Source organism: Photobacterium kasasachensis, from assembly GCF_050336885.1.
Classification (GTDB): Bacteria; Pseudomonadota; Gammaproteobacteria; order Enterobacterales; family Vibrionaceae; genus Photobacterium; species Photobacterium kasasachensis.
Genome location: NZ_JAKJSH010000005.1, coordinates 241770 through 255621, shown reverse-complemented (window position 1 = coordinate 255621; position 13852 = coordinate 241770). Strand labels below are relative to the sequence as shown.

18 protein-coding genes are annotated in these 13852 nt (G+C 49.8%); 9 read left to right on the top strand and 9 right to left on the bottom strand.

Going from position 1 to position 13852, the window contains the following annotated elements; genetic code table 11:
* Positions 1-13: 13 nt before the first annotated feature.
* The 9 genes from L4D19_RS05540 to L4D19_RS05500 form a co-directional block, all read right to left on the bottom strand.
* Complete coding sequence (locus tag L4D19_RS05540) at positions 14-514, bottom strand: EscF/YscF/HrpA family type III secretion system needle major subunit (RefSeq protein WP_428451589.1); 501 nt, start codon at positions 512-514, stop codon at positions 14-16.
* 12 nt (positions 515-526) lie between these two features.
* A complete protein-coding gene (locus L4D19_RS05535) occupies positions 527-805 on the bottom strand; it encodes a hypothetical protein (RefSeq protein WP_428451588.1) in 279 nt (92 codons plus the stop codon).
* A gap of 9 nt (positions 806-814) precedes the next feature.
* On the bottom strand, positions 815-1816 hold the full coding sequence (locus tag L4D19_RS05530; RefSeq protein WP_428451587.1) for a DUF1521 domain-containing protein: 1002 nt from the start codon (positions 1814-1816) through the stop codon (positions 815-817).
* Positions 1817-1844: 28 nt separating this feature from the next.
* A complete protein-coding gene (locus L4D19_RS05525) occupies positions 1845-2156 on the bottom strand; it encodes a hypothetical protein (protein WP_428451586.1) in 312 nt (103 codons plus the stop codon).
* A gap of 139 nt (positions 2157-2295) precedes the next feature.
* The gene (sctV, locus tag L4D19_RS05520) at positions 2296-4368 is read right to left on the bottom strand and encodes a type III secretion system export apparatus subunit SctV (RefSeq protein WP_428451970.1); all 2073 of its coding nucleotides are present in this window, start codon (positions 4366-4368) and stop codon (positions 2296-2298) included.
* A gap of 5 nt (positions 4369-4373) precedes the next feature.
* A complete protein-coding gene (locus L4D19_RS05515) occupies positions 4374-4706 on the bottom strand; it encodes a hypothetical protein (protein WP_428451585.1) in 333 nt (110 codons plus the stop codon).
* Positions 4707-4721: 15 nt separating this feature from the next.
* Positions 4722-5150 (bottom strand): peptide chain release factor family protein, encoded by a 429-nt coding sequence (locus L4D19_RS05510; RefSeq protein ID WP_428451584.1) that lies wholly within the window; start codon positions 5148-5150, stop codon positions 4722-4724.
* Positions 5143-5565 (bottom strand): hypothetical protein, encoded by a 423-nt coding sequence (locus L4D19_RS05505; RefSeq protein WP_428451583.1) that lies wholly within the window; start codon positions 5563-5565, stop codon positions 5143-5145. The genes L4D19_RS05510 and L4D19_RS05505 overlap by 8 nt, the downstream gene beginning before the upstream one ends.
* A complete protein-coding gene (locus L4D19_RS05500) occupies positions 5555-6664 on the bottom strand; it encodes a TyeA family type III secretion system gatekeeper subunit (protein ID WP_428451582.1) in 1110 nt (369 codons plus the stop codon). The genes L4D19_RS05505 and L4D19_RS05500 overlap by 11 nt, the downstream gene beginning before the upstream one ends.
* Positions 6665-6936: 272 nt before the next feature.
* Between L4D19_RS05500 and L4D19_RS05495 the strand changes: the two genes are divergently transcribed.
* The 9 genes from L4D19_RS05495 (at position 6937) to L4D19_RS05455 (ending at position 13695) form a co-directional block, all read left to right on the top strand.
* Positions 6937-8265, top strand: coding sequence for a FliI/YscN family ATPase (locus L4D19_RS05495; protein ID WP_428451969.1), 1329 nt, complete (start codon positions 6937-6939; stop codon positions 8263-8265).
* Between the two features lie 2 nt (positions 8266-8267).
* On the top strand, positions 8268-8738 hold the full coding sequence (locus tag L4D19_RS05490; RefSeq protein WP_428451581.1) for a flagellar FliJ family protein: 471 nt from the start codon (positions 8268-8270) through the stop codon (positions 8736-8738).
* A complete protein-coding gene (locus tag L4D19_RS05485) occupies positions 8644-9309 on the top strand; it encodes a hypothetical protein (RefSeq protein WP_428451580.1) in 666 nt (221 codons plus the stop codon). Before L4D19_RS05490 ends, L4D19_RS05485 begins: the two co-directional genes overlap by 95 nt.
* A complete protein-coding gene (locus L4D19_RS05480) occupies positions 9306-10412 on the top strand; it encodes a hypothetical protein (RefSeq protein WP_428451579.1) in 1107 nt (368 codons plus the stop codon). The genes L4D19_RS05485 and L4D19_RS05480 overlap by 4 nt, the downstream gene beginning before the upstream one ends.
* 3 nt (positions 10413-10415) lie before the next feature.
* On the top strand, positions 10416-11072 hold the full coding sequence (sctR, locus tag L4D19_RS05475) for a type III secretion system export apparatus subunit SctR (protein WP_428451578.1): 657 nt from the start codon (positions 10416-10418) through the stop codon (positions 11070-11072).
* Positions 11073-11096: 24 nt separating this feature from the next.
* The gene (gene sctS, locus L4D19_RS05470; RefSeq protein WP_075766738.1) at positions 11097-11363 is read left to right on the top strand and encodes a type III secretion system export apparatus subunit SctS; all 267 of its coding nucleotides are present in this window, start codon (positions 11097-11099) and stop codon (positions 11361-11363) included.
* Positions 11364-11375: 12 nt separating this feature from the next.
* Positions 11376-12152 carry a type III secretion system export apparatus subunit SctT gene (sctT, locus tag L4D19_RS05465; RefSeq protein WP_428451577.1) on the top strand — a complete coding sequence of 259 codons (777 nt, stop codon included), beginning with the start codon at positions 11376-11378 and terminating at the stop codon, positions 12150-12152.
* Complete coding sequence (gene sctU / locus L4D19_RS05460; RefSeq protein ID WP_428451576.1) at positions 12149-13183, top strand: type III secretion system export apparatus subunit SctU; 1035 nt, start codon at positions 12149-12151, stop codon at positions 13181-13183. The genes sctT and sctU overlap by 4 nt, the downstream gene beginning before the upstream one ends.
* Positions 13184-13347: 164 nt before the next feature.
* Complete coding sequence (locus tag L4D19_RS05455; protein WP_428451575.1) at positions 13348-13695, top strand: DUF6404 family protein; 348 nt, start codon at positions 13348-13350, stop codon at positions 13693-13695.
* Positions 13696-13852 lie beyond the last annotated feature (157 nt).

Below are 13852 nucleotides of genomic sequence, written 5' to 3'. Positions count from 1 at the left end.
CACTCACCTCGAATTAACGCAAGTTACCGACAATAGAATCGATAGAAGAACCATACTTAGACACAAAGTTTGATAGCATCTCGAAACTGTTGTTGTACTTGCCCATCGTCGATTGCAGCTGAGCCATATCAAGCTGAGACGATGATGTCAGGCTCTCGGCCTTGTCTTTCAGGTTGGAAAGCTGCAGCTCCATGTCCTTACGGGTATAACTTCCCTTGGTTTCAAACTTGGTGAAGTTATTTTCCAGGTATGACACAACTTCCGGGCTCATTGAGCCTGTATCGTCATCCTTGGTACCAACCTTGCTCATATCGTTACGCAGTTTGGTCATAATGCCGTTCAGGCCCTGAAGATCTTTGTTCTTCGAATTAATGTTCTCGATTTTTTCACGTACCTGGGCATCGAGCAGGTTCGAGCGATCCATCATTACCATCATCATCAAAGAATCCAACGAGGCTTCGGACGGATTGAATGTATTGCCGGTAACGCCCGACGTAGGTGTAATCGCAGACATAATGTTTCTTCCTTAAATTGAAATACCACGCAGACGACGCGGTAAATGATTAGTAGATTGAGCGCTTGAGATGAGCACTGGCGTTTCAAGCTGCTGCAAGAACTGACGTTGCTCGTCATCTCGCTGTTTTTTCTGATTGGCTGTCAACTGCCCGTCAAGAATGACCTGGAGGCGATCCAGCTTGTACCGCTCGACCAGAGTCTGGTGTTGTTGCAAGGTATCGGCTATTTCGGCTAATTTAGCATCTTGATCGGCGAGAAAAGCGTCAATTGAACGTGTCTCTTCCATCATGTTGTGACCTTAACGAAGATTACCAACCAGTGAATCAATGCTTGAGGCATACTTGCTGGTGAAGTTAGAGAGCATGTCGTAAGACTGGTTATACTTATTCATCGAAGATTGCAGCTTGGCCATATCCAGCTGTGATACAGAGGTCAGGCTGTCACCGAATGACTGCATAGAGCTCAGGACATTTTTCCAGTCATCTTTGCTCAGGTAGCCATCTTCGTTGGTCGGGATCTCAATATTGTTCGCCTCTAGGAAGCTCTTCATTGCCTCGCTCATTTGCGGTGATGCCCCGATTGTCGAGTCCTCATTAATGACAGTGCGCCCGGCCATAGCCTGATCCGACGTAATTTCCGTACCAGCTTTGGTATTCCAATCACTGGCATTACCTGCTTCATAGAAGACGGTTCCGTCATTGGTATTTCTGTCGACACTCAATCCGTCAAGGCTAGGGCCCGATATCTTAGGGGTATCATTAGCAATGCCTGTCACCTGAATATGCTGGTTGCCCTTGGTGATCGTGAGCGTATCCGAGTAGGTCATACCGTTATTATTGCCCGTGGTACCAACGCTAATCTTGGTACCATCACCCAAGGCAAACGTCACACCATCTTTAAAGTCCCATTTACCGCCATCTTTTTCAGCCACATGCGGGTCGCCCCATATCCGAGTCGAGTTGCCTGCCGAATCTTTGATTGTCCATTCCTGGCTTGATCCACTTAGGGAAATTTCATAGCCGTTATCCAGCTTGATGGTTTTGTCATCAACCGACCATGTCGGGTTTTCAACAATATTGGTACCTTGTTGGGCCTGACGTGCTTCAGCCATATGCTGTTGCAGATCACGCATTTTCTGGTTCTGATCGTTGATATTGCTGATCCCGTCGCGGATCTGACCGTCCAAAATGTTGGTCCGGTCAATCATCACCGCCATCATCAAATCATTCAGTTCCGGTTTGTGATCATTCGCATACATGCTGACGGACTGCGCCCCAGCAAGGGCATTTACAGTTGCCATTTCGTGCTCCTTTTTATGGATGGAAAAATTAGATAAACACTCGCCCACTACTTCGTCCAATGCGTTGACGACCTAGCTTTTGCTGATCTGTCTTTTGCTGCATTGAGCTGACAGGTTCAGTACCAGCCATTGCATCAACCTGTGCTGTCGCCTGTTGTAAGTCGTTCGAAGCCGTATGAGTGTTTAGTAGTTGGGTTGCACGCGAAACCGTCACCGGACAATTCGCCACAACCCTTCCCCCTTGCCTCAGCTGTTGGGCAGCATCAGCAAGCAAGTTCTCGCTACTGGTTAAGGTGGAAGCCAGCGGTTCGGGTTCAAAATTGGCCCCATCAATTGGCATTCTCGGCCTCCCTGAAATCAATTGGATTCGCTTATCTGGATTCAGTTATCAAGAAAGCAAAAGATATTTAGTCACGAGAACAGTGCAGAATCGGGAAATGAAAAACATGAAAAAAAGCAAATTTAAGGAATTAATCTGCTCACAACCCTATTCGGTTTAAGGCCTGGACATTGACGCTATCACTGAGCTCCTGAAACGACAGCACTGGCAACTCATAGGCCTTAGGTTCAATCAGTTTCTTCACGTAGCGACGAATATCCATCGCTGTGATGACCACCGGCATGTGAGGACGGGATTGCAGATCGCCGATAATTGTCACAAGGTTATTGGTAAGAGTTTCAGACTGCGCAGGATCCATCGCAAGATAACTTCCGGCAGATGTTTGACGGATCGCCGCGCGAATGGTTTCCTCAGCTTCCGGCGTCAGCATAAAAGCGGGCAGCATATTTTGTTCATTACTGTATTTATGACTGATATAGCGCTTCAGTGAAATACGGACATACTCGGTAAGCTGAATCACCGACTTCTCTTTTTGGCTCCATTCGACCACAGCTTCCAATATGGCCCGCAGGTTACGGATCGAAATTTGTTCTGACACCAGCCGTTGCAGGATCTCGGTCAATTTGAAAACCGGCAACTGACGCTGCACCTCGCGAACCAATTCCTCAAATTCGCCTTCCATATGTTCAAGCAACTGGCGCGTTTCCTGTACACCAATAAAATCCTGCGCATGCTTGATCAACACCTGGTGAATATCAACCAGCACAGCATCAACAACAGGCATACAGACTAACCCGAGGCCTGCCACTTCTTGCTCTGTTTTGCCTTTTATCCAGAATAACTGCCGGCGGTTAAACAGCGCCTGCTCATAGTTCAGGCCGAGGATCTGCAGTTGCTGCTCTTCGGCATGTACCAGCACCGCATCGCCCAGTAACTCTCCCGACAAAACGGGGATCTCATGCACATGCAGTTGAAACTCGCCTTTTGGCCTCACACTTTGTTCAGAGGAATCATCGGCGGCCATGCCGGACTGACAATACAAGTGAATGGTCGGATAAGGAACACCGAGTTCTCGAGTTAGGTTTTGACGCAGCTCAGCCAGTGAAGAAGACAGAGCATCAGCTTGAAATCCGTGGCCTTCAAGCTCAACAATAGATAGCGACAATGGCACGGTCAGGGAGAAGCCTTCTTGACCACTTTCATTGGCCGGTGAATCAGGTGCTGAAGAGGATAAATGTTGGCCACTCTTTTGAGCGTTTTTTGATTGTTTTTTTAGCCATTGTGACGCCACTCCCAGCCCGGCCGCCAAGATCAGAAACGTGACGGTAGGAAAACCGGGCACCAACGCAAACAACAGCAAGATGATACTGGCAATCATCAAGGCATTGGGTTGATTGGTGATCTGGCTACCGATATCTTTACCCAGATCGGCCGACACCTCAGCCGATACCCGAGTCACAATCATGCCGGAGGTAATCGCAATAAACAGCGCCGGGATCTGTGAAATCAAACCATCACCAATAGTCAAAATGGCATAAATAGACAGGGCTTCCCCAGCAGGCAAACCGCGCTGCACGACACCAATCGTGATCCCGCCCAGCAAGTTCACCACGATAATAATCAAACCGGCAATCGCATCCCCTTTAACAAACTTCATGGCACCATCCATAGCACCGTATAACTGCGATTCTTTCTCCACTCGATTGCGCCGAAGCTGGGCTTCTTCCATATCAATCACCCCGGCGCGCATATCGCCATCGATACTCATCTGCTTGCCCGGCATGGCATCCAGACTGAAACGTGCCGACACCTCGGCAACCCGCTCCGCGCCTTTGGTGATCACCAGAAACTGCACAATCGTGATGATTAAGAAGATCACCGCGCCCACGACCAGGTTGCCACCCACCACAAAGTTGCCAAAGGTATAGACTATCTGCCCGGCATCCGCCTGTAGCAGAATCAGCCGCGTGGTGGTAATTGAAAGCGACAGACGAAACAATGTGGTCAGCAACAGTAGTGATGGAAAGACAGTAAATTCCAACGGGGTGTGGATGTAAATCGCCATCATCATCAAGATAACCGCAATGCCCAGGTTGATAGCAATGAGTACGTCCACCAGCTCGGTTGGCATTGGCAGGATCATCATAAAGACTACGGCTATCAACAGCAGTGCCAACAGTAGATCATTACGGCCGGTCAGGCGGCTAAGCATAATTTTCACAACAGCTCCTCAGGGGGACAACGAAGCAATACCTCTCTGGCCAACTGGTGATATCCCAGTGCATATAAGGCAGAAGCTTCAGCCCTGCGAACCACAAGGCAGTGCCGCAAGACAACAGGTACCACTGACAAGGCTTCCAGCGCCGACTCATACTCATCAAGATAGTTATGGAGCTGTGGACGTAAGGCACAGGCCATGTCATCACCATTGGCGGCTAACCAATGCGCAACAGGCATCGCCAACGCCCATTGCTGTTGCTCGAGAAAGTTTGTCAGCAAGGTTTGCATCGCAGACTTTGCTTGTTCAGAGTCCATTTGACTGGTGACCACGTTAACTCCCATTCGCTAAGGACCCATCAAGCCAGATTTGATCAAGTGGATTTCTCGTTGCACAAGCCATAATGCCTGAACAACTTCAAGCGCCTGCCTGGCCTCTGGCGTAGTCTGGGTTGTCAGAAACTGACCAAGCTGCTGAAAATGCAAAGCACTTATCGTGGCAGGGGTTGTGTCTTGCTCTGCCCGGTACCATTGGCCCAAAGCAATACTGGACAACGGAGAGAGGGCTTTGGCTTTGGCTTTGGCCCGGTTTTGAGTCTGGTGTTGAGCCTGGCTTTGAACTTGGCCTTGAGTTTGAATTGAAGTAAGACGGACTGCAGACGGCATGCGGGAAACAGGTAACGTCTTTATTCGATCGTGTCCGCCTGGCACACCTTGCCCGGCTTGCCCAGGCGCATCTGAACGGAAAAAACGGAACCGGAGAGGCAAGTTAACCATACGTCGTGTGTGACCTGTTCTGTAAACTAGCAGCCTTCTCTGTCAGCCAATGAAAATGCCGACAAAGGGAGCTGGTACGTAAGTTTTTTAAGGGAAGTTGGCTTACCAGCCACAGTCGCTCCTGCCTGTCGATCACAACCTGGACAGGCAGGGGTGAAGCGGCAAGCAAGAGCAGTAAATCTGCCGCTTTCTTTTCCGGTCCGCTGTCATTGACGGGAGCCACCAGAGACAGCCAATTTTGCTCCCAACGCAGTTCGATATGATTATTGACCGAAGGGCAAGTCGAGTAGCTATCAGGCAGTGTGATACTAAGAACGCCCGAGGGCTGATCGAATATTGCAGACTGGTGATCCGGAATGACATTTTCCAATACTGCCAGAAACTCCTTAACTGCAAGCTGAGCGTTACTGTCCATCCAACCACATCTCTTCTTTATCTATGGTCTCGTCGATGCACTGCTGCAAACTGTCCATCACCCGACTCCGCTGTTCTTGCGAGGGATAGAGGGCATCCGGCATTTCAGCGGCGAGTGTTTTGATACCTTGTTGCATCACAACCTGTGCAGACAAAGAGGCAACATTCAGACGCTGCATCGCCTGATCCATCTGACGGGTTGTTACAAACTGGCTATCAGGAATAGAAAGCACCTGCTCCATCAGTTGCTCGGCTTCTACGGGGGAAAAAAACTGATTTTGTACCTGGCGAGCCAAATCATTCACCTGCTCAAAAATCCCCTTTAGCTGTTTAAGCTGATTAAGGTTCTGCATTACCATTGCCAGCACACTTCGCTCCAGGCTGGGTTCCAGCGCATGGTAGTCTGCCGACAAGGCCCGTTGCTGAACATCGACAGCATTGTCAAAGGTGCCGTGCTGCTTCACCATAGCGACAAGCTGACGCCACACCTTACCGTGGCTCTGGTAATCAATAAGCTCCCGGTACGATTGCCTCGCAGATGACAGCTGCTCCACCGGTAAAGCCTCGGAGAAAACATGAGAGGTATTCAGGCCAGCCAAGATGGTTTTGGCATTTTTGGCCTTGAAATCACTGAGGGCATTTTCATAATGCTCTTTATCTTGAGGATCACTGGCCTCGACCAGCACCTGACCGGCCAAATACTGCAGCGATTCATCTTGGCTGAATGACTTGAGACTTTGAATGAAAGATTCTGTCGTTTGCGAGCGGCCCAGATTGGCAGAAACAAAATCCACCAACTTATGCTGCTTTTGCAAATCAGGGGCTTGTTCCAGATACTGCTGAATTTTCTGTATCCAAGCCAGACGCGCCTGATCGTTTTTATCCGACTTTCTTTCCGCCATCGACTTGGGGCGTTTTTCCGCCAGAGCAAAGCTCAACTCTTCAGCCGAGTCAGCCAGGCTAGTGTTTGCTAACACTGTGAAACTGCCAGCAGATGCCTGATTACCGGGCACAACTCTCTGCTGCCCGTTCGGCTGCCCGGCCTGTACACCGCCAGCAGCAGAAAAATTACCCGGCATGTGTCCTGAAATATCTGCCACGCCAACCCCTTGCTCAATCTACACAACATCCTCTACATAACTTCCATGTTGTATGAAATAAGCAGGTAAAAAGCCTAAAAAAAACCTCAAAAATCACTGTTATTGCGCTTCAGGAGTGATTCACAGTTTTATTAAGACTCTATTTTCCAACTGAGCCACAATCGCGCCCAAGAACCACGTTTTGTTGATGGGATCACCGATTGCCAAACCGCCAGAACCCCACAGACTCAATACCGAGTGATCGGCCAAGCGCAGACAAACTTCCAAAGACGCTGGCTGAACAACTCGCATCTCTTCGTCACATTGTTACGCGTCCTTACTCTTGCCAAAGTGCAGGCAAAGTAACGGGGGTAACAGGCAATATCATCCGCTCGGTGCTTCCCGGTGCAGCCATCGGTCATATGTGCCGTCTTGAAACACCACATCAACCAACCCTGTATGCCGAGGTTGTCGGGATCCAATCCCCTTATGCCCTGCTGACCCCATTAGGTGAATCACGAGGGATATCGAATCAAACTCTGGTCATCAACGAAAAACGCCAGCATGAAATTTGGGTCAGTGATGCCGTACTGGGAAAAATGCTCAATGGACTAGGCATGCCGATGGACGGCAGTTCACTTCATCATGCCCCTTCAAGCCTCAATGCCAACGGCCAATGGCGCCCGGTTTTTAATGCCGCGCCCAACCCGATGACAAGGCCCCCTATCAAAGCACCGCTCGCCTTAGGAGTCAGGGCGATTGATGCCATGCTCACCATGGGCGAGGGACAACGAATGGGGCTGTTTGCTGCTGCCGGTGGGGGTAAAAGTACGCTGCTCTCGATGATTCTTGCCAACACCGAAGCCGACATAATCGTACTGGCTTTAATTGGGGAACGTGGCCGTGAGGTCCGTGAGTTCGTCGAGTTACACATGAGTGAAGAGGTGCGGAAGAAAGCGGTATTGGTGATTGCAACCTCCGATCGCCCTTCTATGGAGCGAGCCCGGGCTGCACTTGTCGCAACAACCATTGCCGAACACTATCGCGAGCAAGGGCGAAAAGTCTTATTGATGATGGATTCACTTACCCGATTTGCCCGGGCAATGCGTGAAATGGGATTGGCGGCAGGCGAGCCCCCGACACGACGTGGCTTTCCGCCTTCGGTCTTTGAACAGTTACCGCTGCTGTTGGAACGTCCCGGCAACACAGAGCAAGGTTCAATCAGCGCGCTGTATACCGTGCTGGTCGAAGGAGACGACATGACAGAGCCCGTTGCTGACGAAACACGCTCCATCCTTGACGGACATATTATCTTATCTCGCGAACTCGCTGCCGCAGCCCATTACCCGGCAATTGATGTACTACGAAGTGCCAGCCGAGTAATTAACCAAATCACCACGTCTGAGCACCGCCTGGCAACCGAGAAAATTCGAAACTGGATGGCGACTTATGAAAAGAGCGAGCTATTGATTCGACTGGGGGAATATCAACGCGGTACCGATCCTGCTACCGATATGGCGATAAGCAAACAACCTGATATTCGGAGCTTGTTATGCCAAGCCACCCATGAGCGCAGTCCATTCAGCGATAGCCTGCAGCATCTACTCAATGTGAGCCGCTAAACATGTGGCAAACCCTCGTTGATATCAAAGACCGACGAAAACAAGCCGCCAAGTTACTGGTTAGCCAAGCGACCTCCCAACTTGCAGAGGCCCAGGCAAACCTCGCAGTACTGGAGCAACAGAAATCACAAATACAGCAGAGCTATCAGACACTGGCCGTTGCCCCGTTTAGCGAACAAGCCTTGATGTCGCAGCACGCCCTTGATAACTGGCGACAACAACTGGCAATTGAGCAACAACATATTAATGCGCTTACCCAACAGATAAGTGAACAGCATCAGCAGATTTCCCGGTTACAAACACAGTTAGACCAGCGTCGGGCTGATTACCAACAAGCACAATTTAAGCTAGAGAAATCAAAAGAGATCAAACAGCTATATGAACATGCCGATATTGCCCAGCAACGCCAGCAGGAAGACAACGCCCTCGACGAACTCCCCTTTCGCCGACGCTCAGCAGGCTTCGAGCTCTAGTCAAAAAGCTGCCTGCAAAAAACCGGGAAAGCAATATAACCAAAAGCAATGTGATGCCAAGCAACATAATGAGAACCGGGGCGATAAAAAGATTGAGGCAATGGGCGATCACCCTGCCGATATCGGCTTTTTTTCGCAGTTGCTCCATGGGGTGGAAGGCGTGACAACACCACAATCAATAACACCCGTGGTAAGCGCACCAAGTGAAGCAGAAGCCACACTAACGGCCAATCAAGCAGTAAGGGAAAATCAGGGAATTCAACAGATCAGGCAGTGGGCTGATCGCCTGTGGCTTAATGCACAGCGTGATAATTTGATTTTGACAACATCGATTGGCTCGGCACCAGTCACGGTCAAATCAGCCGTTGAGCAAGGCCTGGTCAATATTACGATTTACTGTGCCGATCCGACATTCACCGACAAGATGCGAGCAGAAAAACGTCATTTGGATCGCAAGCCCAGTCTCCAACATGTCAGAACCAGCATTAGATACCAAGAGCTAGACCAACAGCCGCCTACCTATGATTCTTCGCTATCGTCAGAAGGTGATATTGAGGAAATACAGGTATGAATCAGCTTTTTTACAACAATAACCAACAACACCTCAAACAGTGGGTCGGGCAATATGCCCAAAACCATCACTGCGAAGTCCTAGCAAATAGTTCCCAGTGGCATTGGCAGCTTTCGATAGCAAAACAATCACCATGCTGGTTGGTCAGCGGCATAATCGATAACGCAGCCTTTGAAATTCATTGCGATCCGCAGGCGTTGCTCAGCTTTATCAAGCCCGCCGTCACTCATGATGTGTTCACTGCCTTGCCGACAGCATTTCAGATGTTACTGGTACAGCAAGCTTGCGAGATCTGGTTTAGTGCAACTGCAACTGCCACCGTCACTAACCCAGCCTCAGTCTCAGTCCCGGCCCAATCGGAGCCACAGTCTGTCATCGTCGAAACATGCCAGCCTCTCAGCGACGACACAACAGATTCACTTCTCTGCCTGTCTGCCACCCTGCTGAATTCGGACACTTCGGTTAATGTCCAAACGAGCACCGCGCAGTTTTTCTTTTTGCCTGAAGAAGTAAACACCAACCCGCTGTTGTCAGCACTGTTTTCTGGCTGGCCCCCTCGACCAATCGCAGATCATCCTCAGCCTCCGGTTCGAGCCAACTTGCTAGCCGGATATCAATGGCTCACACTGCATGAGTGTGAGCAGCTACACGCCGGAGCCATATTGTGCCAAGGAGTGTACTTCTACCCGCAGCCTCTTATTTGCATTGAAGACAATAATAAGAACAACAGCGAAAGGGATTACAAGGGGTACTTAGTTTCAGAGGGCTACTTAGTGTCAGAGCAATCTGGCAGCTCAAACATACAAGTACTCGATCTCTCTCATCTCAAAATTAGCCCCCCGGAACCAGACAGCTACTGGCTGCTCATGGAGTCAGCGCCATTGCTGTTAACAGCCAAGCAAGCAGAGGGGCTAACGTCAGAAGCTAGAGGAATATCTCCCCTTCATAGCAACCACTCGCGTCCAAATGCCGTCGTGGATTTATATCTGGTTTCAGCCGCCAATAAGCAATGCTGCGGGCAGGGCGAAATCGTCGAGTATAACGATCAGCTAGCTCTGCAACTCATCCAATGGTATCCACTAGCCAGAACAACAAGGAGCTGACAGATGCTCAATATACCTGATCCCTTTACTCTGATTGCCGGGTTGGCAATGCTGGGGTTGGTTCCGTTCATCGCCATGATGGCCACCTCCTTTGTCAAACTGGTCGTCATCTTTTCGTTGATCCGCAATGCGCTGGGGGTGCAGCAGGTCCCGCCTAACATGGCCCTGCACGGTCTGGCTCTGATCCTGACTATCTTCATCATGGCGCCGGTCGGCTACCAGTGTTATTACGAAGCGTTAGATCTCACTGTCGACTGGAAGAATACCGAACAGGCCTTAGGTGCCATCGGCACCATACTCGAGCCCTACCGTCAGTTCCTCCTCAATAAAGTCAATCCGTCGGAAGTCAGCTTCTTCGCCGATACCGCCAAGCAGCTGTGGCCTGCCAATCAGCAAGATGTGATCACCGAACAAAACTTTCTGGTGCTGATCCCGGCTTATACCGTCGGCGAGCTTACCGCCGCCTTCAAGGCTGGTTTCCTGCTCTATCTGCCTTTTATTGCCATCGATTTAATCGTCTCGAACATCCTGCTGGCAATGGGCATGATGATGGTCTCCCCGATGACCATATCACTGCCCTTTAAGCTACTGCTGTTTGTGTTGCTCGACGGCTGGCCCCGCCTGACTCATGGCATTGTTCTGAGCTACCAGTTGAGTTGATGTTAATCATGCAAGGAGAAAAACATGGGACAGGCTGAATTAGTTGCAATGACGGCGCAGGCGATTCAGCTGGTATTGCTGCTCTCACTGCCTCCTATTGTGGCAGCCGCATTAGTGGGCACCTTGGTCGCCCTCCTTCAGGCGCTGACTCAGGTACAGGAACAGACGCTGTCGTTTGTGATCAAGTTGATCGCAGTGATCATGGTGTTGTTCTTCACGGCACACTGGCTCGGCGGACAGCTCTATCAGTACAGCCTCCATCTCTTTGACTCCCTTCCCGATGTACTCTAGAGATAACTGGCTATGAATGGACTCTCCGATCTGATCCTGGCTTTCAGCCTCTGCCTGCCACGTTTCTTTGTTGCCCTGATCTTAATACCCGGCTTTGCCAAACAACTGCTTGGTGGGGCCGTTATACGTAGCAGTATTGCCGCAGCACTTGCCCTCCCCCTGCTGCCAAGCGTGATCCCCCACCTTGACGAGGTGCAATCCAACGCCATGTTGATCGGACTCATCGCCAAGGAAGCCGTTATTGGCCTCTTTATCGGTTTCATCAGTGCGATACCGTTCTGGGCCATTGAAAGTGCCGGCTTTGTTATCGACAACCAGCGAGGCGCCTCGATGGCTAGCACCCTTAATCCACTTTCTGGGGACCAGACCTCACCGCTGGGTATCCTTTTCAACCATGCCGGTACCAGTTTGTTTTTCATCACCGGCAGTGTCTTGTTGTGGCTCAGCGCTTTTTACAAAACCTTTCTGCTCTGGCCCATGACCGACTTCCCGCCACAGCTGGTTTTTCACTCTGTCACACTGGTTTTCGAGAGTTTCTCAGAACTAATGAATATCACCTGGCGATTGGCCGCACCGGCTGTCATCACTATGTTCCTGAGTGAATTCGGCCTTGGCCTAATGAACCGGTTCACACCACAAATGAATGTCTTCTTTCTTGCGATGCCCATCAAAAGCGGGATTGCCCTGCTGGTTCTGCTGCTCTACATCAGCCTGTTTTTTGATGCCTTCTTACTCGAACTGGCCGATATCTTCCTGCTTACCGAGCAACTTAAGGCCTGGCTACCATGAGCGAAAAAACAGAAAAACCGACTCCCAAAAAAGTTCGCGACGCCCGAAAGAAAGGACAGGTTGCCAAGAGCAAGGAGATCCCATCGCTGGCAATCATGCTGGTCACGATGATGTGGCTGGTCATTGACCATAACAGGATCATGGGCAAGCTCGAAGCCTTGTTCACGCTGCCTACCCGCCTGCTGGATCTGCCATTCAATAAAGCTGCCGAAGTCGCTCTTGAACACACTTTTACCTTGATCTTCGAATTACTCGCCCCCTTTCTAATGGCAATTGCCGTTGTCGGGATCATTGCCAATATCGGCCAGTTTGGCCCAGTATTTGCCCCGGAAGCCCTGAAGATCGACCTGAACAAGCTCAATCCGGCATCTGGGGCGAAACGGATCTTTTCGGTCAAGAACGTCGTGGAATTTGTCATATCTCTGCTGAAAATCTTGATCCTCGGCTTAATGGTGACATTGGTACTGCGCTTTCACCTCCGGGATATTTTGCTGCTACCCTACAACCCGATTCAGGCATTGCTTCCTGTGGCCGGGCAGCTATTTTTATTGCTGTGCCTGTTCGTGATATCACCGTTAATTTTGATCGCTATGCTGGATCTGCTCTACCAGCGCTACAACCACGAAAAAGAACTTAAAATGAGCAAAGACGAGGTAAAACGGGAATACAAAGACAGCGAGGGAAATCCGGAGATTAAAGGCAAACGCAAAGAGTTTCATCGCGAGCTACAGGCCAACACAATGCCTAAACAGTTAAAGAAAACATCGGTCGTGGTAGCCAACCCAACCCACTTGGTCGTCGGCCTGTGGTACGACGACGAAGACTGTAAAATCCCCGCCGTCTCTCTTAAATATCGTGGCGTTCAGGCAAGAAAACTCAGAAAGCTGGCCGAAAAACAAGGTATCCCGGTACTGGAAAACATTCCCCTCGCCCGTACCCTTCATGCTGAGGCCGAAATGTACGAGACGATCCCGTACCACTTATTTGAACCTGTCGCTGAAGTGATCCGCTGGATGAAGAGCCTTGAATAAAGGTAACTATATCCACCACATATCCCACACAGGCATATGCCGCATCAAAAACTTGTGACTGAGCTCATAAACTGTTGAGGATGAGATGGGATATGTTTTGTCATACATATTTACCCAGTCATTATTAATTTTAATTTTAATTTTAATTTACATCAGGTTATTCAATGTCTTATCAAAGTAAACTTATAGCGACACATAAAGAGTTGAAGCAAGCTGGCATCTGGAAATCAAACTTTAATCCTCCGTTGTTCCGGGTGTTAAGAAAGCTAGGTGTTGAGTCACCCCCTCCTTACTATCGAAGCTTCCAATCAAATTTTTTCACCTCATTTGTATTTTTCACACCGGTGTGGGGAGTACTGATGTACTTTTTTGGTTGGCAGGCAAACGGAAAATCAATAATGGAATCCGCAATTATAGCTCTGGTGGGAGGCCTGCTGTACGGACTGACAACGGCTTGGTATTACAGCTGGAAATTTAAACAATGTAAGTTGACGAGATGGGACGAGCTCTAGATATATACCCAAGCTACCTCAAGATGCAGGATTCAGAGTGAGACCAGCGAGCTCAGTTCAAGGAAAATGACGGTAGGAATGGTAGCCCCTTTCAACGTCATTTGACACAGAAATGGGTTCGCTGGCTCACTCCCAAAGGGCGAGTTTACTTGGCCAC

Bases quoted from the DNA above. Each gene is read 5' to 3' on its own strand.
- L4D19_RS05540 (WP_428451589.1), bottom strand. From the start codon at position 514: ATGTCTGCGATTACACCTACGTCGGGCGTTACCGGCAATACATTCAAT.
- L4D19_RS05535 (WP_428451588.1), bottom strand. From the start codon at position 805: ATGATGGAAGAGACACGTTCAATTGACGCTTTTCTCGCCGATCAAGAT.
- L4D19_RS05530 (WP_428451587.1), bottom strand. From the start codon at position 1,816: ATGGCAACTGTAAATGCCCTTGCTGGGGCGCAGTCCGTCAGCATGTAT.
- L4D19_RS05525 (WP_428451586.1), bottom strand. From the start codon at position 2,156: ATGCCAATTGATGGGGCCAATTTTGAACCCGAACCGCTGGCTTCCACC.
- sctV (WP_428451970.1), bottom strand. From the start codon at position 4,368: ATGCTTAGCCGCCTGACCGGCCGTAATGATCTACTGTTGGCACTGCTG.
- L4D19_RS05510 (WP_428451584.1), bottom strand. From the start codon at position 5,150: ATGGTTAACTTGCCTCTCCGGTTCCGTTTTTTCCGTTCAGATGCGCCT.
- L4D19_RS05505 (WP_428451583.1), bottom strand. From the start codon at position 5,565: ATGGACAGTAACGCTCAGCTTGCAGTTAAGGAGTTTCTGGCAGTATTG.
- L4D19_RS05490 (WP_428451581.1), top strand. From the start codon at position 8,268: ATGTGGCAAACCCTCGTTGATATCAAAGACCGACGAAAACAAGCCGCC.
- L4D19_RS05485 (WP_428451580.1), top strand. From the start codon at position 8,644: ATGAACATGCCGATATTGCCCAGCAACGCCAGCAGGAAGACAACGCCC.
- L4D19_RS05480 (WP_428451579.1), top strand. From the start codon at position 9,306: ATGAATCAGCTTTTTTACAACAATAACCAACAACACCTCAAACAGTGG.
- sctR (WP_428451578.1), top strand. From the start codon at position 10,416: ATGCTCAATATACCTGATCCCTTTACTCTGATTGCCGGGTTGGCAATG.
- sctS (WP_075766738.1), top strand. From the start codon at position 11,097: ATGGGACAGGCTGAATTAGTTGCAATGACGGCGCAGGCGATTCAGCTG.
- sctT (WP_428451577.1), top strand. From the start codon at position 11,376: ATGAATGGACTCTCCGATCTGATCCTGGCTTTCAGCCTCTGCCTGCCA.
- sctU (WP_428451576.1), top strand. From the start codon at position 12,149: ATGAGCGAAAAAACAGAAAAACCGACTCCCAAAAAAGTTCGCGACGCC.
- L4D19_RS05455 (WP_428451575.1), top strand. From the start codon at position 13,348: ATGTCTTATCAAAGTAAACTTATAGCGACACATAAAGAGTTGAAGCAA.